We start from the raw sequence: 22,425 nt of genomic DNA on the forward strand, positions 1-22,425 counted from the left end.
CCACCTTACCGCCCATATTATTATGTCGTATTTAAAATGACGTCTCTTAAAATATTCATAAAGCTTATCTATAACAATTTATTACTCTATTCCTTATATACTATATTCCCTATTTGCAACAGTGCCATAGCAAATTATATTAACAAATTTAAAATTTCAACTATTTTATTAAAGATATTCTTCAATTTAACATTGCTACTATTTTTTTCATACTGTATAAATATGTATTTAATGCTTCTAAACACATAAATGTTAGCAAATTTTAATATATGATATGAAAATATGATATGAAAAAATTAATTTATTATTTTGGCAGTAATGGTAGTGACGGAAACGCTAGCATAAAAAATGTACTTGGTAACAAAGGTGCCGGTCTTGCTGAAATGTCTAATCTAAAACTACCTATTCCTGATGGTTTTACAATAACTACGGAGCTATGTAATTACTTTTATACCCACAATAATAACTTTCCTAAAAATTTTCAAAACGACTTAAAAAAAGCTATCACCAAACTTGAAATAACTACCGGTAAAATTTTCGGCAGCACAAGCAATCCCCTATTATTATCGGTGCGTTCTGGTTCTACGATTTCAATGCCTGGAATGATGGATACTATCCTTAATCTTGGAATGAATAATGAAGTGTGTAATGCTCTTGCAGATTCCTGTGGTGATAAACGATTTGCTCTTGATAGTTACAAAAGATTTCTAGAAATGTATGGTTCAACGGTATTATTTATACCGAGTGATCTATTTGAACAAATTTATGAAAAGCACAAGATTCAAGCCGATATTCATAAAGATAGTGATATTACCGTAGAATTATTAGAAAAAATTATTGAGGATTTCAAACGGTTGCATATTAAGTATACTAAGCAACTAATTAATGATCCTTATGAACAATTAGAATCGGCAATTAAAGCGGTGCTACATTCTTGGATGAGTAATAGAGCGGTTATATATAGAAAAATCAATAATATTTCGGAGGGTTTCGGTACGGCTATTAATATCCAAGCAATGGTTTTCGGTAATTTAGGTAAAACTTCAGCTACGGGAGTTGCTTTTACTAGATCACCTTCTACAGGAGAAAAAAAGCTCTTTGGAGAGTTTTTAATAAATGCTCAAGGTGAAGACATAGTATCAGGCACTAGAACACCTATGCCTATTATTGCAAATGATTCAAATTCTATGCAAGCAATGATGCCGGAAGTGTTTAAGGAATTATCACAAATTGCGAAAAAGCTTGAAGAACATTACTTAGATATGCAGGATATAGAATTTACTATAGAAAATAATAAGCTATATATCTTACAAACACGTACTGCAAAAAGAACAGCCATCGCTGCTATTAATATTGCCGTACAAATGGTAGAAGAAAAGCTTATTTCTAAAGAACAAGCATTAATGCGAATCGATCCGGAATCATTAAATCAATTATTGCATACAAGCATTGATTACAGTAAGGGGCTTACTTCTATTGCCGACGGGCTTCCTGCATCTCCGGGTGCTGCAACGGGTATTGCAGTATTCTCGCCTTATGATGCTGAAAAATTATCTCATCATCATAAAGTAATTTTAGTGCGTCATGATACCAGCCCCGAAGATATTAACGGAATGCATGTTTCTGCAGGTATTTTAACTATTAGAGGCGGAATGACTTCACATGCCGCAGTTGTGGCAAGAGGTATGGGGAAGCCTTGTGTTTGCGGTACAAGTAATTTATCTATAGATGAGAAAAAACAAATATTAACAGCAGGTGACATAGTTATTAAACAAGGTGATATTATCACGATTGACGGAGGTAGCGGTAAAATCTTCTTAGGTGAAATGCCGTTAATTCAACCTACTTTCAGTGAGGAATCAAAGTTAATTTTAGATTGGGCAGACGAGATTAGTAGCTTAAAAGTTCGTGCAAATGCCGAAACGGTTAATGATGCTTTAGTATCTATAAAATTGGGTGCTCAAGGTATAGGTTTGTGTCGTAGCGAACATATGTTTTTTGATAAAAATAAAATTCCTTTAGTAAGGGAAATGATTATTGCTCCTGATATAGAACATAGAAAGCTTGCCGTGCAGAAATTATTACCTCTGCAAACGGAGGATTTTAAAGCTTTATTCAGAGTAATGAAAGACACACCGGTAAATATTAGATTACTTGATCCGCCGTTACATGAGTTTTTACCTACTACTGAAGAAGATAAAAAGAATTTGGCAAACAGCTTAAATCTACCTTTATCCATGATTAATCGACGTCTTCATGCTATGCATGAAGTAAATCCTATGCTCGGTCACCGTGGATGTAGACTTGGTATATGTTCACCGGAAATTTACCAAATGCAAATTGAAGCAATTTTTACGGCTATTTTTGAGCTACATAAAAAAGAACATATAGAATGTAACTTAGAACTAATGATTCCTTTAATTAGCAATGTAGGTGAAATAAAAAAGCTTAAAATGGATATTTATGAGGTAATAGAGGAATTAGAGCAACGTTATAGATACAAATTTTCTTTTACGCTCGGTACTATGATAGAACTACCAAGGGCAGCACTCGACAGTAAGAAAATAGCTAAGGAAGTTGACTATTTTAGTTTTGGTACTAATGATTTAACTCAGACTACATATGGAATTTCTAGAGATGATATTGCCTCTTTTCTTCCATATTATTTAGAAGAAAAGATTTTTGAATCCGATCCATTTACTACTCTAGATGAAGAAGGAGTAGGAGAATTAATTGAAATTGCTATAAAACGAGGAAAAAGCAGTAATGCTAATTTGAAACTCGGAGCTTGCGGGGAACATGCAGGAAACCCTGCTTCTATAGAATTTTTTCATAGAATGAATTTAAACTATGTTTCTTGCTCTCCATACCGTATCCCTATAGCCAGAATCGCCGCAGCACAAGCTAAGATTAAACACGGGTGATAAAGAGGCGTTGCCCTCGTGGCTCAATTTCCCCTCTGTCGTCATCCCGTGGCTTGACCACGAAGTCCATAAAAACAGTTAAAAATACTAATAAATTTAGTATTTTTAACTGGATCCCGTGGTCAAGCCACAGGGGTGACACAGTGGGTTTTATAGCTCCTCGCAATGACCAAAAAATTATTTACAAATTAATATGATCATAATACCGATATTAAGCATTTTTGGGTTTGCGTCTTTTTTGGCCAAATATTTCAAAACAAAATTGACCTTCACTATTCCCGTAACAATCAGCATATTAGTACCGATTTTATATTGCTTTGCTATGTTAAAGCTATTACCGGCTACAACACATGTAAGTTATTTCATCGGTATATTTTTAGCTTTCATGTCATCCTCGCCCTTTATGTCATTCCTGCGGAAGCAGGAATCTAGCAAAAATATAATTGAAATCATCATATTCGCTTTAATAATCTTCATATTTTTTCTTTATACAAGGGAAGCATCGCTGCATGCTTATGATGATTTCTCGCACTGGGGGATATTTACTAAGGAATTGCTATATTCCGGTATTTTTGAAAGTCAAAACTCGTTCACTTCTATTATTACTACTCATGCACATTATCCTAGAGGTGCTGCCGTTTATCATTACTTTATGCTTTCACTTTCAGGTTATTCGGACGGTAACGTATTATTTGCTCATTTCTTATTACATTTAGCATTTCTAGCTCCTTTAGCCGCAAATAAGAAGCTCTGGCAAACTGGAATGTTGTTTTCACTTTTACTTTGCAGCGTAGTATTATATACGACAGGAATTCGCTCTATATATAATGATAGTACTATTGGCTTAATGTTCGGAGCTATTTTTACTATTTATATCCTTGAGGAAGACAAGAAAAAAGCATTATTGCTTATTTTACCTATTACGATATTGCTTGCACTTTTCCGAGAAATTGGAACATGGTTTGCAAGTTTTGCTTCGATAATTCTTATAGCTCATTATACAATTTTTTATAAAAAACCTGAAAAATCAAGTGATTACATTATATATCTAATTCTACTTACCTTACCAATTTTGTGTCATTTTATTTGGATGAGTTATTTTCAAAATACTCATGATTTTTTTGACAGAGGCGAACATAGTTTTAGCAATTTGATATATATTGCTGAAAATTTTAATGAACAGCATAGAGCATTATTACTAAATTACGGTAAATTTCTCTTGTTATTCTTAGTAAAAGAAGGCAGTTTAGTTGTATATACTATTTGTATAGCTGCATGGTACGGAATTCATAAATATAAACCGGATTTGCTGCAAGAATATAAATTTTTCCTGATAAGTACGTTTGGATGTTTTATAATTTTTGCTTTATGGCGGTTATATTTATATTTCTGTAACTTTAGTTATGAAGAGGCAATTAGAGGAGCATCGTTACTTAGATATCTTGGATGTTATGTGATAGCTATCGGAATGATTGCAGCTTCATATATTCAAAATAGTATTTTCTTAAATAAGCAAAGTAATAAAGAATTATTTATATTCCTTCTGCTTCTTGCTATTTCTACATTTTCCGTAATAAAAAATATACTAAGAATCAAATACTTAAACTTAGAACAAAAGAATTTTATTCAAAAAACGACAGAGATTAAAACGCTATTGGAGCAAGGCAATAAAATTAAATTTAATTTTGGCGGTAAGAAAGATAATTTACAATGTTATATATTAAATTATAATCTAGCACCATATTTAGGGCAAAAATCTTTACAAGAATGTATAAAAGCGCCTAAAGAAGCAACGATAGAGATAAAGGAAGAAACAGTATACGCTCCCTTTAAATAGCTTTTGGAGATTTGTTGCATAGCTCCTTCCTGTGTCCATTCCCACGAAAGCGGGAATGACATAAACAATGTCAACGCCATGCAAGAATGACATAAAACCAATATAGATTTTAACAATTATGGATATAAAATATCATTTAGCTGCCGCTTACCGGATAATGGCATATTTATCGCTGGATGATCATACTTATACGCATCTATCCGCAAGACCTAAAAATGCCAATTTTTACTATATTTATCCTTTTGGACTAAGGTTTGAAGAAGTAACTACGGAGAATCTTTTAAAAGTGAGTTTAGACGGAAAAATTTTAGAAGGGGAAGAATATCAATATAATAAAACCGGTTACTTTATTCATGGTAGTATTTATAAAGCACGTCCTGATATTTCTGGCGTTTTTCATTATCATACTCCCGCAAGTATAGCAGTTTCTGCTTTAAAATGCGGGCTTTTACCGCTCAGTCAATGGGCATTACATTTTTACGACAGAATATCATATCATGATTATAATTCTCTAGTGCTAGATACTGACAAGCAAAGTAGTAGACTTGTTAATGACCTTAAGCAAAATTATGTGATGTTACTTCGTAATCACGGTGCTATTACCTGCGGCAAAACTATTCATGAAGCTATGTTTTATACTTACCATTTAGAACAAGCTTGTAAAACACAATGTTTACTAAATTCCACAAAAGAACAAGAGATTATAATCCCTTCCGTAGAAATATGTAAGCAGACGGTAAAAGACTTATTATCATTTGAAGAAGATTTAGGCAAACGTGACTGGGAAGCTTGGCTAAGGCTTGTAAAGATGTGATTTTTGTTTTACTGCCATTTTTGTAATTTAGCCATACTTCCATTAGCACACTGAAAATATTAACCTATTAATTCTAAAGAATAAGGCGGGTCTTCATGCCCTATTGTTACCATTCCGCTATGTTCAGATACTTTTTGCACTAAGTAGTTATAATGTCCACCATTTACAGGTAATGTATAAATTTGACCATGATACATGACTAAAGCAGGCCAAAGAGGGTTTTAAGAAACTATGGGAGGATTTGGTACAGTTAATTTACATATTTTACCTTCAAGATTATAATTAATTCCTAGATACGCATTATCTTTTGCCTCCATCTTATCACCGTTAGGACTGCTAAGAACAAATTGAAAATCAAAAGACCATCTAGGGATTATTTTATCAGGAAGAGAAAGTGATCTATATTCTATAATTGTTATTGGGTAATGTTTATTTAATCTAAATTTTATATGGGTTTTTATAATGTTACGGTGAAATACGTGAAGAAACAACGTATTTCACCGTAACATTTATTATGTTCGTTCCTGATTTTAGTAGTTTTATAAGGTGTATGATTATTTGAATAAGTAGTTGTAGTAGTTATTAAGGTAGTGGTAATTTTACTAGTATTGACATTAGTACTAACATTTTTATTGTTACCGGTATCAATAAATTCATGAATTTTTTCACCAAAATCAGACACTTTTTCAATAATGCGTTTTCCTATATACTTTATAGTTCTCTATGTCCATAATACACTATTTTATCTTGTAATGTTAAATGAATTTTAAAAATATCAAGCAAATCCACTCTAAGAAATGGACGGTAAGCTTTCTAAAACTGTATCATTATATAATACAGTATCATTAGAAATATTTGTTGCATTAGATTTACATATACTAGCAAATTGCTCGGCTTTGTTTAAAAGATTTTGAGAGTATTTTGGATTAATTTGTAAAAATTCACTAAGATCAAAGTTTTCATTATTTTGACCATTCATGAGTTATTTACATGTTTCACTGCCTAAATTTTTTCCCACCGCTATATATAATTTTACCTTATCTATATTTCATTTATCACCAAAACTATTATAACAAAGATATGCTAGCGCATCGGCCATTTCAAATACTAAAGCCTCCTTTTGTAAATCTTTTGTTACCCACATATATCCGTTCCTGTTACACCTGCTCTAGATTTTATTGATTCTGTATTATTTATGATTTTCAATGAGTGATTATATAAATTACAAGGTGTTTTAAGTATTCCAGCCTCTTGATCTATATAACATTCTTCCGGATATTGATTAGATATATTTAGTTGTTGTTGATACATAAAATATTTCCTTCATATCTATTAATAAAAAATAAAATTGTAAATAAATTATACTTTTTTTATTAATAGTCAAGAAAGTTTTATTATTTTAAGAATTAATTAATGCCTACAACTGCTACCGTGAATATGTGGAGGATGGAGTTTTATATGCTTGAGCATCTTTTTAAGGAACGTATCACGCTTAAGTTTTGATAAATAATCTAAGAAAAGTTTTTCCGTTTAAATAATCTATTTCATGTTAAATTACAGTCGCTAAAAAGCCTTCTACTTCTAGTGCTTGTTTATTACCGTCATAATCGAGATATTTTACCTTGATTACTTTTGATCGTGTAATAGAGGCTTCAATGCCTGGAAATGATAAAGAACCCTCAATAAAAGTTTGTTTTGCTTCCGAAAAATAAGTTATTTCCGGATTCATCAAAACTATAGGCGATGATTTATTATTTTCATGTAGGTCAACTACTGCTATACGCTTTAATATTCCTACCATATTAGCACCGAGACCCACTGCCCTTTCTATATATAAAGTCTGAAGCATTTTATCGACAATAGTACGAATATTATCATCAACAATGTCTATATATTCTGCTTGTTTTTTAAAAATATCGTTTGGTGCATAAACTATTTGATAGTAATGTTTCTCTTGCTTCCATTAATATACTCCGGATAAATGAAGCATTATTTTGGCATTGCTAAATAAAGATCGATATCGTCCTTACTTCGTTGAAACTTGCAGTTTCTTCTCGCAATGACGGAGTGGTATCCACGTAGCCTATGTCCGCTGGCAATGATGTAGCTTTTTCAAACCATCAATATTTATTTAACAATACTGTTATTTAATTACGATAGCTGATAATATATTCTGATTATAAGGTTCTTGCAAATGATCTGAGCGTCTTTTACTTGGATATTTTAATGGATTTGTGTAAGTATCTTCAGTAATATTTTTTATATCTTTAACGCCTGCTTCTTTAAGTTTTAACTCTACAAAAGCCGGTAAATCAAACATATGATGATTTTCTTTTATCGAGTTTATAAAAAACTGTTTATTGTTAATATCTTTACTTAAGAAAGTTTTATAATATTCATCATCAACTTCATATGAACTTTGAGCTATAGCAGGACCGATCACTGCTATTAAATTCTTTGCTCCTTTTTCTGTCATTTTAGTAACTATATTACTAATAATGTTGTTTATGCTTCCTTTCCAACCTGCGTGTGCCGCTCCTATTATTTTACCATCACCGCTTGCAAGTAGTACTGGTACACAATCTGCCGATTGTACAGCTAATACTAAATTTTTTTTAGTTGTAATGCTGCCGTCTGCTTCAGGTACGGCAATTATGGACTTATCAGCATTAACAATTTTATTGCTATGTACTTGGTTTAAAATTAAAATATCTTGTGCTTTAAAATAAGCAGTAATAGATTTTTTGTTTTCAACTATTTCTGCTTCATTTATAGAGTTATTTTTTTTTATATATCTATGACTAGAATTATTGAATGTTTTATCAAAAATTGTATAATAAACTGATTCGTTTATTAATCCTTCCATGACACTACCCTATATTAATTATAATAGTTTTATTAATACTTTATCCAAACGTTTACAAAAAAATAAACAGTTAGAAAAAATAATAGCACAATTTCACCAAGACTATAACCTAATTCCTATTATAGGCGTAGAAATAGAGTTTTATTTAAGTCACAATATTGATATAGCTAAATTTGAAATACTTTCAAGCAAATACTTAGCTATATTCAAAATTTCTAAAATAAAAAAAGAAAAAGGCAATCACCAATTTGAAATAGATCTTCCTCCTTCTGTAAACTTAATACAATATATAAAAAATATATTAGAAGTTAAAAATATTTTAAAAAAAATTGCACAGCAGTTAAACGGGTATATAGATTTTTCTCCTAAGCCGTTTTTGGATGATTATGGTAATAGTATGCATTTTCATATTAATTTTAATTCCGAGTTCAATGATTATTATATAATTTTAGCAGCACAAGGGCTATGTCACTATATGCTAGATACCCTACTCGCTTTTATGCCTACTACTCTAGATTATTCACGAATAAATAAACAATATATGGCTCCTACTCATATATCGTACGGTGGAAATAATAGAAGCGTAGCCGTACGAACTCCTCATTCTTTTCCCAAACGTTTAGAGCATCGCTTATCTTCTCCCGAAACCAATCCATATATAGCAATTTTTACTATTTTAAAGTCAATATTGTTGGCTTTAAAATCTCCAAGTGCGCTCCAAAAAATAGAAAAAATTTACGGGAACGCTTTCGATCCGCAATATAATTTAACTCCATTACCGACGTCATCTCAAGAGAGCTTTATGTTATTTAAACCGGACTTTTTTAAATAAATTGTACTTTGTTCACAAAACCTAAAAACTAAAAAATAATTGTTTTTTTACAACTAAAATAAAGATTGATCTAAAGTTTTCAATATAAAACTGCCGAAATTGTTTCAATTAAGTATTTTATTTTTGTAAAATTCAACACTTATGAAGTGCTTTAAGCTGCACTTCACTCTATATTTTCATAATTTTTCATGAGATAATTAAATTCCGCACCATAGATAAATATCATATTTATAATATAGAAGAATATTAATGTAACTATTATACTACCAAGGGAACCATACATTAGATTTAGTTGATTATAGTAGACTATATATGTTGAAAGCAAATAGCCGCTTATTACCCATAATATCACAGTTAATAAAGCCCCTGGAAATACATCAATAAAATTTAGTTTTACATTAGGTAATATATAATACAAAGATGAGGCACCTAAAAATAATAAAATGAAAATTAAAGAATATCTTGTAAAATTTAAAATGATCTTATATTTTTCAATGGTCTCTAATATTATCGGAATTTTTGTAAATAATATTGGAATCACCACTAAAAGAAACATAGTAAAGGTAATCAAGGCACTAATTATAAGAAACTGTATAATACTAAGTAATCTTCTTCTTATATAAGGGGGGGGAGATTTTATTTGATATACACGATTTAAAATAGTCCTTAAACATTCTACAAAAGAAGAAGCAGTCCAAATACTGCCTACTATGGCAAGATTCATTAAACTTTGAGGAGGAGCACTTAGTAATTCTCGTATTCTCTTTTCTATTGATTCCGTTGCTTGTTCCGGAAGGCTCTCTAGAAAAATTTGTATAAAATTTTGACCGAGTTCTGAAGCTCCTAAAAAGCTTGTTAAAGCTAATAAGAATACTAGGAAAGGGAAAATAGATAAAAGTATCATGAATGACATATATCCCGAATGTTCAACGCCATCATCTTCTATTGTTCTAAATAAGGCTACGTAAAGACAATTAAAAATTTTTCTCATTATAAGCTTTAGTTGTTATTATTAATTTTATATTTAACCTTAAATAAGTTCGCTGTAAATCATTAATTTATAATTAAAATGAAACTATATTTTATCTTTGATTTGAAATATTGACATAGAAATGAAATTTTCCCTTGCATTAGTTTTATATTTTTCTACAATAATGCACCAAAATTTTATTTTGGTATAAATTGTAATTTATACCTAAGTCAATAAGTTTTTAAAACATAAGATATTCATATTGTATCTTTAAAATAATTGTAAAGCTCTTATGCTATTTTTATTTGATAAGAAATAATTTTGCACGATTCTTTAATAATTATTTACCAAATGATTACAAAAAACTTAAAAAATGTTATTTTATAGTTGCTTATAACATTAATTTATGGTATTATTTCTACTTAAAATTGGATAAGTTTAATGGTATAAAATTATTGATAACCACATGTTTTATAATAATATAGGATAATATCATTTTTGTTCAAAAAAAATTTTTAAATGTAGACATAATTAGTAACCAAGGAGAAGATAATGGGTAGAAACAACGATATTATACAAAAAATCGATAGTTTTATCGGTAAGAAAATTTATTCTTTAAGACTCGCTAAGGGGTTGTCTCGTCAACAACTTGCTGAAGTAATTGATGTTACTCATCAACAATTACAAAAATACGAAAAAGCAATTAATAGAATTTCTGTAGGAAGGCTAGTACTAATCGCAGAAGCTTTAGATAGGAATATTGATTATTTCTTTGAAGGTTTAGAAGAAGCTAATAAACCGCAGCCTGTACATACTCAACATCAACGTATGTGCATTGAAGTTTCAAGAAATTTTATGAAAATTAATAGCACGGAAGAACAACAAGCCGTTAATAATCTAGTAAAATGTTTAGCCAGAAAAGATAAGCTAAACGCTAGCTCGTAAAATATTTAATTTATGCTTTTGTGACCCTCATTATAGGGCACAAGCTTCAACCAAATAGTCTCTATAATTATTTCCTAGCTAAAAGCAGCTTTGTGGAACTATCTCAATGTCATTCCCGTGAAAGCAGGAATCTAGAAAAAGTAACCTTAATTGATAAAATAACCATATAAAACATGCTTCCTGTGTTTGCAGAAAGGTATGCTGCGTGGACCATAAAACGCATTCGGTGTCATACCGTGGGGACAGGCCCCCATGGGATTGACAGAGGTAAAACCGATCCACGTAACAATACTTCGCAGGAATGACATTGCTTGCCATTATAACATACAGCATACAAATCTTGATTAGCGTGGCGGAAAGGAAGACTCTTTTTTAATAGGTATTGATTTATTTAAATTTTCCGATTGAATAATGCTATCTCTTGCATTCATTAATGCTCCCATAATTTTTATATTATCTTTAATATTAACTCGATCTCTTCCTACTACCATTTTAGTTTTTTCAATATCCGGCTCATCGTTACTTATAGGTTTTAATTCAGACTGTCCTGATACTACCCTTAAATCTTCTGTTTTAACATTAGGGTTTTCAATTGCTGCTGCTCGTTTTTGTGCTTGTTCTTGTAATAACTTATCTATAGTTTGTAAACGTACCTCTTTAGATAAAGTTTTATCATCAGTTAAATTAGCTTTAATGAAACTTTGCTGTTCTTCAGTAGAAGATTTAGTACCAAATTCCTTTACCAGCTCATCTACTTTTTTTGTTGCTTCAGCTTTTTTTTCTTCAAGAGTCTTAAGATTACCATCTGGAGAGAGCATAGCACGAAAATTATTGACTTTCGCAATTGCAAGCTTAGAGATATCATTTAATATACTGGAGGTTTTTTTCATAACTTCTTCTTCTGAGACTTCACGTTTTTCAGGATGAGCATCTAAAACAGGGGTAATAACATTTTTTAATGCATCAGCTACATCTCGAGCTTTGTTATATATATCATCGCGAGGCTTAGGTTCTTCTAAATTCTGTCCTTTTAACCCTTCAGTGCAATTTTGAGTTTCTCTATCTAAAACTGCCTCACTCGCTGCATCTTTAAGAGCTTGTTTATCTTCAGTACTCTTATCAACCCCTCTAGAAACAGCTTTCGTCATTTCAGAAGTTATTTCAGGATTTGCGTTGTCTTCATAAATACCCTCTACTAACCCTTTAGTCATTAACTTTTTATCTTCCAAATCTGTTATACTTTCGGCTACCCCTGTTTCTACGGATTCTATAGCAGAAATTTTTTCTGTAGGTGCCATAGTCTTATGACTAGCTATAGCTTCTCCCACACCTTTAACAATGTCTGCTTTATCTTGACCGTTCAAAGGACTCTCAGCAACTACCTTAGTAATACTTTCAAGCGTTTCACCTTTTATTTCTGCTTTAATCGGACTATCTAAAACCTTTGTAGTAACATTTTGTATTGCTTCAGTTTTAGCGATAGTATTAAATGCAGGGTTAGCTAAAATCCCTTGCACCTCTGTTATTTTGGCATTTTTAGTTTGTTCCGCTGTAATCTTATCTAAATTCTGCTGCATCAATTGTTGTTGTTCCGGACTGAGAACTTGGGTTTCTACACCTTTCTTTAATACAGAACCTAATAATTGTTGTTTTTCCGCATTGCTTAATTCAGAGGCATTAACCTTATCACCTACTGCTATAAGCATTGTCCCTTTATCTTCAGTAGAAAGGTTACTTTTTATTACAGCATCCGTAATACTGTCAATTGCCGCAGCTCTACTTGTATCATCTTTAAGACTTAAACCGACATCTACTGCCTTTTCTAACATCTGCTGTTTTTGCTTCGGTTCGAGATTCTCTGAATTTAATGCGATAGCTACTGTAGCTTCAAGCATTTTTGCTTTTTCTAGGTCTGGGGTATTCTGATTATTTTTTATGGTTTCTAATACCGCATTTACTCCAGCTACTTTTTTATCCGGTGTGAGTGCACTATTATTGACCATATTCTCAGTTAAAGCAATGATATTAGCCTGCTTTTCTTGCTCATTATTAAGAATTGCCGTAGCTGCTTCGTTAATTAAATCAATTTGTGTATTACCGTCTTTTTCTTTTGTTAAACCTGCATTTACATAATTTAATAAATCTTGCATACTGCCTGATAAAGCTGTAGCTGCATTAAGGAGGTTTGGATTCACTTGTTGCGACTGTGGCATTTGTGAAGTCTCAGTTTGCAGTGGTTGGCTGGCAGGAGTAATTGGAGGTACTTGTGTAGTGGTAGGCATTTCAATAGATGATTTTAATTCTTGATTCGGAGTTATTGTTGGTTGCAGTGTTTCCTGAGATCGACCTTGTACCTTTGTTAAATCTTCAGCTATAGTTTGTGATAAGTCAACGCTCTGCCCTTGGTGTAGTTCTACCTCTTTCATCATTTCTTTATATTTACCTCGTGTCACCGCAAGTGTATAAATTTCTCCGCCATGCTCAATATAAGCTACCGCATCCGGTCCGTCTCCGGCAAATTTTAAAGGTTTCGGTGAGCTTATTTCTTTAAGTTGAGGTTTACCGTTTGGTCCTTCTTCGTAGTGAGCAGTGAAATATACTGCTTTATCTTTAGAGGGCTTTGTGCCATCAGATTTTAATGCTACCATCGACAAATGCATTGACCCATCGGCTTTATCAAGTTTTATAGGAAAATCTATTTCTCTATATGAATTGATTTGAACCTGAGTACCGTCTTGTTTAGCTACAGTAAAAGGCTTAGTTTTAACAGTTGTTTCATTTAAGGTACAGAGTTCATCGCCTGCATCATTTTTAACTACCGTGGCTCTAAGATCGCTCGCACTTATTTGGTTTTCCCACTGTACCAGCTTAAATCCACCCTGATATCCATTAGCGGCACTATATGTTAAGAGAACATTTTTATAACCTGCTATTTCTATTGATTCCAATTTCTTTTTAAGTGCAGGATTTTCTAAAGCCTTATCAATCAATTCTCTATTAGCCGGGTTACCAAAAAAAGCACTTAATGTTTTATCTTTTTCTTTTTCCTCTTCTATTTCTTTTCTTTTTTGTTCAGCTAAATCACGGTCTACAAGGGCTGCCAGGTCTTTTAATATTTGTTCTGCTACCTCATCTTTTTGTGGCTGTATAATTGTTTCTCTTACAGCCTCGGTTATTGGGTCTGATGTCTGACCGTCAGGGGAAATAGTGCCTGATAAAGTACTAATGGAAGAAGTAGATTGAGTAGAAGATGCAGGAGTAAAGCTAAAACCATCATCAGCTGTATCTAATGTAGGTTGAGCAGGAGCAGCTTGCTCTTGTTTTTTTGCATCTATATCGGACTCATATCCTGCGTCATTTTCATATCCAGTATTATCTTGACTCATAAAACTTCTAATTTAACCAAAAACTAATTAGCACAAACTGTAAGTAATTATGTTATTGCCCGCGTGAATACTGAGCCGTCATTGCGAGCGACTAAAAAAAAGGAGCGTGGCAATCTCAGGAATTTTGCCTGAGATTGCTTCGTCAATTATTTCGTAATTTCCTGGCAATGACGTTAAAACAAATAACACTGCATTTTTTCACAGTTTGTATTATACTGTCAAAGATAATATATAGAGATTTTAGTAATATCAAGAAAAAACTGACATTATTATTGAAAAAATTTAATGGAATTTTTATATTCTTTATTGAGTTCTTTAGTCGCCCAAAGCCAAGTTAAGCAAGTAATTATAAATATCATCATTAAACAGATGGAAATAGATTGATAACTAGAGGAAGGTAATATTATAAATACCAATGATTGTAAAAATGCACTACCAGATTTACCGAGTTTTGTACCTATCACGTCGGCAGCAGCTTTACCTTTTATTTTTATTTCCGGATCTAAAGGAACATAAGCCATTTCTTTTGTTGAATCAAATAAGGTATATTTACTTGATTTACTAAGTACATTTTGAATAGCACCTATTGTTATAGCAATTAAAGCAGGATCAGTTAGAATAAAATTTGCTATTATTAAGCCAGCAAATCCTTCAAAGTTATTAACAGCAAAAAATAATATACCGGTAATAAAAACTATTAAAGGTGTGATAACAGCCGCCGTAAACCAGCCAAGTCTTCTAACTATATTTGAACCAAGTACGACAAATAAAATAGTAAATACTCCAGTGTAGCTCAAATAACTTCCTATAAAAGCTGCATATTCGGTTGGAGTTTTATAAATTTTAGTAGCTGCTGCTTTCCAAGGACCTTCTACTAAATTAATGGCAATGCCATAGCAGATAAGTAAAGTTGCGATTAATCTAATATGTCTTGACGATAGAATCATCTGAAAACTTTCGGCAATAGTAATAGATTTTTTCTTTGCTTTAAATTTAAGTAACACCATATGCTCTTTATCTAGTACTTTATGATTAAGCAACCAAAAAGTTTTAATAGCTATTATGCCTAAAATTAATACTATAGTTAGTATAATTTGTATAGAAAGTGTATGAAAAGACGATTGCAATGCAAATTTATTAGTTACATAATCATTAATATTACTTAAATTTTCTAAAAACTGCCCTGCTAAATAAATACCTGTTTGACTAAGTAAACCGAATAACGGATAAAATCTTTTAGATTCTTCCACGGTAGTAATATTATTAACAAACTGCCAAAAAAGTAATGCAAAAACTACGTTTGGCCATAATTCGGCGATTATATAAAATAGCGAAAAACTCCATTTTGATAAAAGCAATATAAACCATTTTAAATTAGGTAAACTTACCGTTAAATTTTGAACGGTTACAGGGCTTAAATGCAGTATTTCATGATTTGGAAAAATAACGTAGGCAAATAAAGCGAAGAATGTTAAAAAAATTGATATAATAAGATAAAATATATTTTCTGCTTTTATCCTATTAACAAGCTTTACATATATAGCAGTCATTAAGAAAGCTGACGGCATTACTCCCCAAAACTTCAAAAACGAGATAGTCTCGGCACTTATCATAGTAGTAACAATACTATCTTTTAAAGCTCTGATTAGATTTTGGATAAATAAAATACAGAACATTAATAAGGTGATGAATAAAAATTTAGAAACTTCGTGGCGTTTTATAGGCCAGATATAATCGGTAAATTTGGAAAAACGGCTATTGATTTTAGAGGAAGAATTTTCTATACTACTGGGGTTAATCGTCATTATTTGATCTAACCTATATCTTGCTATTGGCTAGAGTTATATATTAAAGATTTTCTCAACTTAAGTCAAGGATATACTCGTGTAATTTGAGGTATTAACTAAAAATAGTTGATATCGTCATTGCGAGCGACCTTTAGTTCGCATGGCAATCCAGTAAAAAAATGCTGAAATTAGCATTTTTTTACTGGATTGCTTCGTTGAATTACTACGTAATTCTTCTCACAATGATGAAAAAGTTTCAAGTTATTAACCATTGATTTTATAGAAGTATATTAATGAGTAATTATTGGTTAAATATTTATAAACCAAGAGGTATAAGTTCTGCTAAACTGGTTAGCATGGTAAAAAAAATACTCGGTAAAAAAGTTAAGGTAGGACATGCCGGTACTTTAGATGTTGAAGCAGAAGGGATACTACCCCTTGCCGTAGGTGAAGCTACAAAGCTGATACAGCTGCTAATTGATGCTAGAAAAACCTATATTTTTACCATAAAATTTGGACTACAAACCGATAGTGGCGATTATGCCGGCACCGTAATAGCAACGAAAGATTATATCCCTTCTCAAGAAAAGGCTTATACCGTATGTTCTAAGTTTATCGGTAAAGTAACACAAATACCGCCGGCTTTTTCAGCTCTTAAAGTTAACGGTGTAAGAGCTTATAAATTGGCTAGAGAGGGGAAAGAAGTAGAATTAAAGCCACGAAATATAACGATTTATAATCTAAAATGTTTAAATTTTGATAAGAAAAATGCTATCGCTATATACTATACGGAATGCTCAAAAGGTACTTATATAAGGACTTTAGCAGAAGATTTGGCATTGTCCTTGCAAAGTTTAGGATTTGTGGTAGAATTACGCCGTACTCAGGTTGGAATATTTAAAGAAGAAAATGCTATCCGAATTAAATCGCCTGACGAAATTACCAAAAATTTCCTAGAGGAAAAAAGCATAAAGATAGAAGCAATGCTGGACGACATCCTGGTTCTTGATGCGACTGACAGCCAAGCACAGCAAATTAAATATGGACAGAAATGCCTATTTGATTATGAAGATGACATTAGTCTTTTATGGGTTCGCTATAAGGGTACTCTGCTTGCAATAGGTAGCTTAAACAAGAGTTGCTTTAATTCTTTACGGGTATTTAATTTATTATAACGATTTAAGGAGAAATTATCGATGTCGATTACTACAGAACGTAAACAACAATTAATTAAAGAATATGCTATAACGGAAAATGATACCGGTTCAAGTGCGGTGCAATGTGCTATCTTCACTGAAAGAATCAATAATTTAACCGAGCATTTTAAATCTAACCATAAAGATCATACTTCAAGACGTGGATTATTAATTTTAGTCGGACGCCGCCGTAGATTACTTAACTATATTAAAAAGAATAATGTTAGCGAATATTTAGATTTAATAAGTAAGCTAGGCATTAGGAAGGTGAAGTAGTGTACCTATGTCATTCCCGCGGAAGCGGGAATGACATAATAAAAGATCTGGAATAAAATATAAATTATGCAATGAGATAATAGATGTTTAACGAAATAACTAAGAGTGTTACATGGAACGGGAAAGTTCTTGAGCTTAGTACAGGTAAAATAGCACGTCAGGCTGACGGGGCAGTTACGGTGAAAATGGGTAATTCCGTTTTATTATGTACGGCTGTAGTAGCTAACAAAGCAAAAGAGGGTATAGTTTTTTTCCCTTTAACAATTAATTATAGAGAAATGGCATATGCTGCCGGTAAGATACCAGGGGGATTTTTGAAACGTGAGGGAAAATCATCAGATAGAGAAGTTTTAGTATCTCGTTTAATAGATAGACCGATTAGACCGTTATTTCATCCGGCTTTTGTTAATGAAACTCATGTAACTTGTACTGTTCTTTCATATGATCCTGAAACTCCAGTAGATATACTTGCAATTATCGGTGCATCGGCTGCACTTAGCCTATCCCCTGCTCCTTATCTAGAAATAGTTGCTGCAAGTAAAGTAGGTTTAATCAACGGTGAATTTGTTTTAAACCCGACACTTGAATTATTAAAAACAAGTCAGCTGGATTTAGTAGTTGCAGGAACAGCATACTCAGTAATGATGGTTGAATCAGAAGCTCATTTACTCTCTGAAGAACAAATGTTAGAAGCCGTAAAATTTGGGTTTGAAAGCTTCCAGCCGGTCATAAAGATAATTAAAGAACTAGCAGAAGAAGCTAAAAAACCAAAGTTTGAAATGCAAGATTTATATCCTGCCTCATTAAAGAAAGAAATTGAGAAGTTATTTGTAAAAGAAATTGAACAAGCTTTTGCGATTAAATCTAAACAGGAACGTAGTACTAATTTAGATTTAATACCTGAAAAAGTTCTTACACATTTTGTAAGCGATATAGAAAATAAAAAATATAGTAATTATCAAATCGAATCGGCTTTAAAATCTGTTGAATCAGATATATTACGTAACGAGATTTTAGAAAAAAATAGACGTATCGATGGAAGAAGTACTACGGATGTAAGACAAATTGCTTGTGAAATAGGTTTGCTACCTTCTGCACACGGTTCAGCTTTATTTACTAGAGGGGAAACGCAAAGCTTAGTTAGCACTACATTCGGTACTAGTTTAGATGAGCAGCTAGTTGACAGTTTAGAGGGTGAGTATAAAGAGCGTTTTATGCTTAATTATATCTTCCCGCCCTACTCTGTCAATGAAGCAATGCCGATGAAAGCACCTAGTCGTCGTGAAGTCGGACACGGTAAACTCGCATGGCGTGCTATTAATCCAATATTACCTAATAAAGTACAATTTCCTTATTCTATTAGAGTAGTTGCTGAAACTACGGAGTCTAACGGTTCTTCTTCAATGGCAACTGTTTGCGGTAGTTCTCTTGCTTTAATGTATGCAGGCGTACCGATAAAAGCACCGGTTGCGGGTATTGCTATGGGACTTGTTAAAGAAGGCAAAAAATTTGCCGTATTATCGGATATTCTCGGCGATGAAGATTATTTCGGTGATATGGATTTTAAGGTTGCAGGAACTAGCGAAGGGATTACTGCATTACAAATGGATATCAAAATATCCGGAGTAGATTTTAAAATAATGAAAGTAGCTTTAGAGCAAGCACGACTCGGTCGTTTGCATATACTGGAGCAAATGAATAAAGTTATCAGTAAACCAAATAGCAAACTAAGTAAACATGCTCCTTCTACTACTACTATAAAAATAGATAAGGACAAAATTAGAGATATTATAGGACCGGGCGGTAAAGTAATAAAGGAAATTTGTGAGACTAGCGGTGCTAAAATAGATATAAGCGATGACGGTACGGTTTCTGTTTATGCTTCAGATAGAGATAAGCTAAAAGTCGCTTTAGATAAAATTAAAGCTATTACCGTTGAGCCTGAAATCGGTGAAATATTTAACGGTACGGTAATGAAAGTCTTAGATTCCGGTGCTTTTATTAATTATTTAGGTACTAAAGATGGCTTTGTTCATATTAGTGAAATTTCAGAAGAAAGAATAGAAACGGTTAGCAGTGTTTTAAAACAAGACGATATAGTAAAAGTTAAGCTAATAGGCTTTGACAATAAAGGCAAAGCAAAACTAACTATTAAAAATGCCTATCAGGATAAAGCTTCAAATAATCCAAAGCCAAAAAATAATGTTAATAATGCTAAGGAAAATTCAGAACCTGAGCGACGTGATTCTAGTAAAAAACGAGCTTGGAATGAAGATAATAATGCTGAAACTGCTGAAGTAATTACAGAACGTAAGTATTTTAATTAAATGTCATTGTCGTGTGGATCAATTGATGTTATGCACGCGTAGGCGGAATCCAGTAAACAACCTATAAAAAACTTGTTTTTTTAGATTTATTTCATCAAATTTATAACTTCTATATCGATACTTGAAGTTATTTTCTGGATTCCGCCTACGCGAGCATGACATCGGTCTTCATACAAAAATAACGTACAATGAGCCATACCACAAAGTATTTAATTGCTCGCAATGACGATTTTTACAAATGAGCACATAATGAACCACACAAATAATTACCAAATCATCGCAAAGAGGGTTATTTCTAGTGAAGCACGTGCTTTAGCAAAATTATCTAAAAATATCCCTGAAGACTTCAACAGAATTATAGAATTTTTATTATCTTTCAAAGGACGGATAATCCTAACCGGCATAGGCAAAAGCGGTTATATTGCAAGAAAAATAGCTGCTAGCTTTTCTTCAACTGGTATGCCTGCTTTTTATTTACATCCGGCAGAAGCAAGTCACGGTGATTTAGGTATGGTGACAAGAAATGATCTAGTAATTATGCTATCTAATTCCGGTGAAACTAAAGAACTATTTAATATAATTGAATATTGCAAAAACTCTTCCATAAAAATTGCTGCAATGACAATGAATAAGAATTCCACTTTAGCTAAAAGCAGCGATTTTTTATTAATAGTACCTGAGTACCCGGAAGCTTCTTTAATTGGAGCTCCTACTATATCATCTTTAATAATGTTATCACTAGGTGATGCTTTAATGACTGTTATACATGAAAAACGAGGCTTTACTAAAGATGATTTTAAAATTTATCATCCGGGAGGTACAATCGGTGCTAATTTAACAAAAATTAAAAACCTAATGCGTAGCGGTGATGAAATACCTTTAGTATATGAAGATACTTCCTTTACCGAAACTATAATTATTATGAATAAAAAACGTTTAGGTTGTACACTTGTCACGGATAAAAACCAAAATTTGATAGGGATTATAACCGATGGGGATTTACGTCGTCATATTAACGATCAAATCCACTTAAAAACAGCATCAAGTATTATGACCAAAAATCCTATTTATATCTCATCGGAAATATTTGCAAAAGAGGCTTTAAATTTAATGAAAGCCAAAAATATCACTAATATACCAATTGTTGATGATAATATTATTATAGGCATTATTCATATTCATGATTTACTACGTATGGGAGTTCGCTAAAATCTATGCCCTCTTCTTATAAACGGCGAAAAAAAATTTGGAAATCTGTATATCTTTTAATAATAGTTGGAATTTTGTATATAGGATATATATTAATTAAAAGCAGTTATATTAATGAAGAAAATGATATTAACGTTACAAAAAACAGTTTAAAAGATACTAAAAATTTTGATTTTCAATATAATATTATATTGAAAGATTCAATTTTTGAAGGAGTAAATAAAAATTTAAATGCGTATAAGATTAAAACTGAGCGAGCTATACAAGAGTCAGATAACAAATATAAACTAGATATAATAAATGCTATTTATAACGTAAATCAAGACCAAACTCTTATTATCAATGCGAAAGAAGGCTTTTTAGATGAAGGATCAAACATATTAGATTTAAAAAATGATGTAAAACTTTTTTTTGATGAGATCATATTTAACACTAACGATGCAAGGATTGATTTAGTAAATAAGAATATAACCGGCAACTCCTCTGCTAAATTATTTTACAAAAACTCTTCAATTACTTCGGATCGTTTTAATACAAGGGATGAAAATAATATTATAATTTTTAAAGGCAATGTCTCTACAATCATCGATTTATCGGATTATTAAACTTGTAGTATTTCTTACTGTTAGTATATCTATATATGCTAGTGATAAAGATATTTCAAATTTACATATTACATCTGATACTTTAATTATTGATAGAACCAAACAAAAGGCAGAATATCTTGGAAATGTCGTTGTTTACTTCGATAATGCGATACTTAGAACGAAAGAATTATATATTTTTTATAAAACAATAGATGAAAAGCAAACTATTGATCATATAGTTGTGCCGACCAAATTGACTGTAGAAAGAAAAATAAATAATGAATTATTACTTGCAGATAGTGTTAAATATTTTTTTGATGACAAACAACTTATTCTACTTGGTAATGTAATATTACAACGCGACGATAATGTTTTAAAAACTAATAAACTAATCTATTATGTAGATATTGTTAAGAAATAGAGTTCTTTAGTACGTCATTGTGTGGCATTCATTGCCCGCATGGATACC

21 protein-coding genes and 1 pseudogene are annotated in these 22,425 nt (G+C 31.9%); 11 read left to right on the forward strand and 11 right to left on the reverse strand.

The genetic code is table 11. The annotated features are described in order from the left end of the window. Positions 1–287: 287 nt before the first annotated feature. Positions 288–2,924 (forward strand): pyruvate, phosphate dikinase, encoded by a 2,637-nt coding sequence (gene ppdK, locus ACKTSD_RS04280; protein ID WP_412708154.1) that lies wholly within the window; start codon positions 288–290, stop codon positions 2,922–2,924. On the opposite strand, the gene ACKTSD_RS04285 is transcribed toward ppdK, so the two are convergent. Continuing rightward, positions 2,911–3,066 (reverse strand): hypothetical protein, encoded by a 156-nt coding sequence (locus tag ACKTSD_RS04285; protein WP_412708155.1) that lies wholly within the window; start codon positions 3,064–3,066, stop codon positions 2,911–2,913. The two genes, ppdK and ACKTSD_RS04285, sit on opposite strands and share 14 nt — an antisense overlap. 35 nt (positions 3,067–3,101) lie before the next feature. Further along, complete coding sequence (locus ACKTSD_RS04290) at positions 3,102–3,218, reverse strand: pyruvate phosphate dikinase (RefSeq protein ID WP_412708156.1); 117 nt, start codon at positions 3,216–3,218, stop codon at positions 3,102–3,104. A 28-nt stretch (positions 3,219–3,246) separates the two neighbouring features. On the opposite strand from ACKTSD_RS04290, the gene ACKTSD_RS04295 reads away from it, so the two are divergent. Together ACKTSD_RS04295 and ACKTSD_RS04300 are read left to right on the forward strand one after the other, a co-directional pair. Then, a complete protein-coding gene (locus tag ACKTSD_RS04295; RefSeq protein WP_412708157.1) occupies positions 3,247–4,761 on the forward strand; it encodes a hypothetical protein in 1,515 nt (504 codons plus the stop codon). Between the two features lie 118 nt (positions 4,762–4,879). Next, positions 4,880–5,575 carry a class II aldolase/adducin family protein gene (locus tag ACKTSD_RS04300; protein ID WP_412708158.1) on the forward strand — a complete coding sequence of 232 codons (696 nt, stop codon included), beginning with the start codon at positions 4,880–4,882 and terminating at the stop codon, positions 5,573–5,575. A gap of 59 nt (positions 5,576–5,634) precedes the next feature. Here ACKTSD_RS04300 and ACKTSD_RS04305 read toward each other — a convergent pair whose 3' ends face one another. From ACKTSD_RS04305 to pgeF, 6 genes and pseudogenes are all read right to left on the reverse strand, one after another. Continuing rightward, the gene (locus ACKTSD_RS04305; RefSeq protein ID WP_412708159.1) at positions 5,635–5,772 is read right to left on the reverse strand and encodes a hypothetical protein; all 138 of its coding nucleotides are present in this window, start codon (positions 5,770–5,772) and stop codon (positions 5,635–5,637) included. 260 nt (positions 5,773–6,032) lie between these two features. Further along, positions 6,033–6,257 (reverse strand): hypothetical protein, encoded by a 225-nt coding sequence (locus tag ACKTSD_RS04310; RefSeq protein ID WP_412708160.1) that lies wholly within the window; start codon positions 6,255–6,257, stop codon positions 6,033–6,035. Between the two features lie 108 nt (positions 6,258–6,365). Further along, positions 6,366–6,554, reverse strand: coding sequence for a hypothetical protein (locus tag ACKTSD_RS04315; protein WP_412708161.1), 189 nt, complete (start codon positions 6,552–6,554; stop codon positions 6,366–6,368). Positions 6,555–6,709: 155 nt separating this feature from the next. Further along, on the reverse strand, positions 6,710–6,886 hold the full coding sequence (locus tag ACKTSD_RS04320; protein WP_412708162.1) for a hypothetical protein: 177 nt from the start codon (positions 6,884–6,886) through the stop codon (positions 6,710–6,712). A gap of 99 nt (positions 6,887–6,985) precedes the next feature. Beyond that, positions 6,986–7,539 (reverse strand): annotated as a pseudogene (def, locus tag ACKTSD_RS04325) (peptide deformylase). Between the two features lie 179 nt (positions 7,540–7,718). Continuing rightward, positions 7,719–8,441: a peptidoglycan editing factor PgeF gene (gene pgeF, locus ACKTSD_RS04330; RefSeq protein ID WP_412708163.1), complete on the reverse strand. Its 723-nt coding sequence runs from the start codon at positions 8,439–8,441 to the stop codon at positions 7,719–7,721. Between pgeF and ACKTSD_RS04335 the strand changes: the two genes are divergently transcribed. After that, a complete protein-coding gene (locus tag ACKTSD_RS04335) occupies positions 8,440–9,273 on the forward strand; it encodes a type I glutamate--ammonia ligase (protein ID WP_412708164.1) in 834 nt (277 codons plus the stop codon). The genes pgeF and ACKTSD_RS04335 overlap by 2 nt on opposite strands. Positions 9,274–9,436: 163 nt before the next feature. Here ACKTSD_RS04335 and ACKTSD_RS04340 read toward each other — a convergent pair whose 3' ends face one another. Continuing rightward, positions 9,437–10,264 (reverse strand): YihY/virulence factor BrkB family protein, encoded by an 828-nt coding sequence (locus ACKTSD_RS04340; RefSeq protein WP_412708165.1) that lies wholly within the window; start codon positions 10,262–10,264, stop codon positions 9,437–9,439. 531 nt (positions 10,265–10,795) lie between these two features. On the opposite strand from ACKTSD_RS04340, the gene ACKTSD_RS04345 reads away from it, so the two are divergent. Next, positions 10,796–11,188: a helix-turn-helix domain-containing protein gene (locus ACKTSD_RS04345; protein ID WP_412708166.1), complete on the forward strand. Its 393-nt coding sequence runs from the start codon at positions 10,796–10,798 to the stop codon at positions 11,186–11,188. 344 nt (positions 11,189–11,532) lie between these two features. On the opposite strand, the gene ACKTSD_RS04350 is transcribed toward ACKTSD_RS04345, so the two are convergent. Both ACKTSD_RS04350 and tlc4 read right to left on the reverse strand, forming a co-directional pair. Next, on the reverse strand, positions 11,533–14,574 hold the full coding sequence (locus ACKTSD_RS04350) for a Sca4 family spreading effector (protein WP_412708167.1): 3,042 nt from the start codon (positions 14,572–14,574) through the stop codon (positions 11,533–11,535). A gap of 269 nt (positions 14,575–14,843) precedes the next feature. Beyond that, positions 14,844–16,379 carry an NTP/NDP exchange transporter Tlc4 gene (gene tlc4 / locus ACKTSD_RS04355; protein ID WP_412708168.1) on the reverse strand — a complete coding sequence of 512 codons (1,536 nt, stop codon included), beginning with the start codon at positions 16,377–16,379 and terminating at the stop codon, positions 14,844–14,846. 275 nt (positions 16,380–16,654) lie between these two features. Here tlc4 and truB point away from each other — a divergent pair, with 275 nt between their 5' ends. The 6 genes from truB (at position 16,655) to ACKTSD_RS04385 (ending at position 22,377) form a co-directional block, all read left to right on the forward strand. Further along, the gene (gene truB / locus ACKTSD_RS04360) at positions 16,655–17,536 is read left to right on the forward strand and encodes a tRNA pseudouridine(55) synthase TruB (protein WP_412708169.1); all 882 of its coding nucleotides are present in this window, start codon (positions 16,655–16,657) and stop codon (positions 17,534–17,536) included. 21 nt (positions 17,537–17,557) lie between these two features. Continuing rightward, a complete protein-coding gene (rpsO, locus tag ACKTSD_RS04365; protein WP_412708170.1) occupies positions 17,558–17,833 on the forward strand; it encodes a 30S ribosomal protein S15 in 276 nt (91 codons plus the stop codon). A gap of 83 nt (positions 17,834–17,916) precedes the next feature. Next, positions 17,917–20,160 carry a polyribonucleotide nucleotidyltransferase gene (gene pnp / locus ACKTSD_RS04370; protein WP_412708171.1) on the forward strand — a complete coding sequence of 748 codons (2,244 nt, stop codon included), beginning with the start codon at positions 17,917–17,919 and terminating at the stop codon, positions 20,158–20,160. A 249-nt stretch (positions 20,161–20,409) separates the two neighbouring features. Then, positions 20,410–21,369 carry a KpsF/GutQ family sugar-phosphate isomerase gene (locus ACKTSD_RS04375; protein ID WP_412708172.1) on the forward strand — a complete coding sequence of 320 codons (960 nt, stop codon included), beginning with the start codon at positions 20,410–20,412 and terminating at the stop codon, positions 21,367–21,369. Positions 21,370–21,374: 5 nt separating this feature from the next. Continuing rightward, the gene (gene lptC / locus ACKTSD_RS04380) at positions 21,375–21,974 is read left to right on the forward strand and encodes an LPS export ABC transporter periplasmic protein LptC (protein ID WP_412708173.1); all 600 of its coding nucleotides are present in this window, start codon (positions 21,375–21,377) and stop codon (positions 21,972–21,974) included. Beyond that, positions 21,940–22,377 (forward strand): LptA/OstA family protein, encoded by a 438-nt coding sequence (locus tag ACKTSD_RS04385; RefSeq protein WP_412708174.1) that lies wholly within the window; start codon positions 21,940–21,942, stop codon positions 22,375–22,377. Before lptC ends, ACKTSD_RS04385 begins: the two co-directional genes overlap by 35 nt. Positions 22,378–22,425: the final 48 nt, after the last annotated feature.

The organism is Candidatus Rickettsia kedanie, from assembly GCF_045865205.1.
In the GTDB taxonomy this organism is placed as follows: Bacteria; Pseudomonadota; Alphaproteobacteria; order Rickettsiales; family Rickettsiaceae; genus Rickettsia; species Rickettsia australis.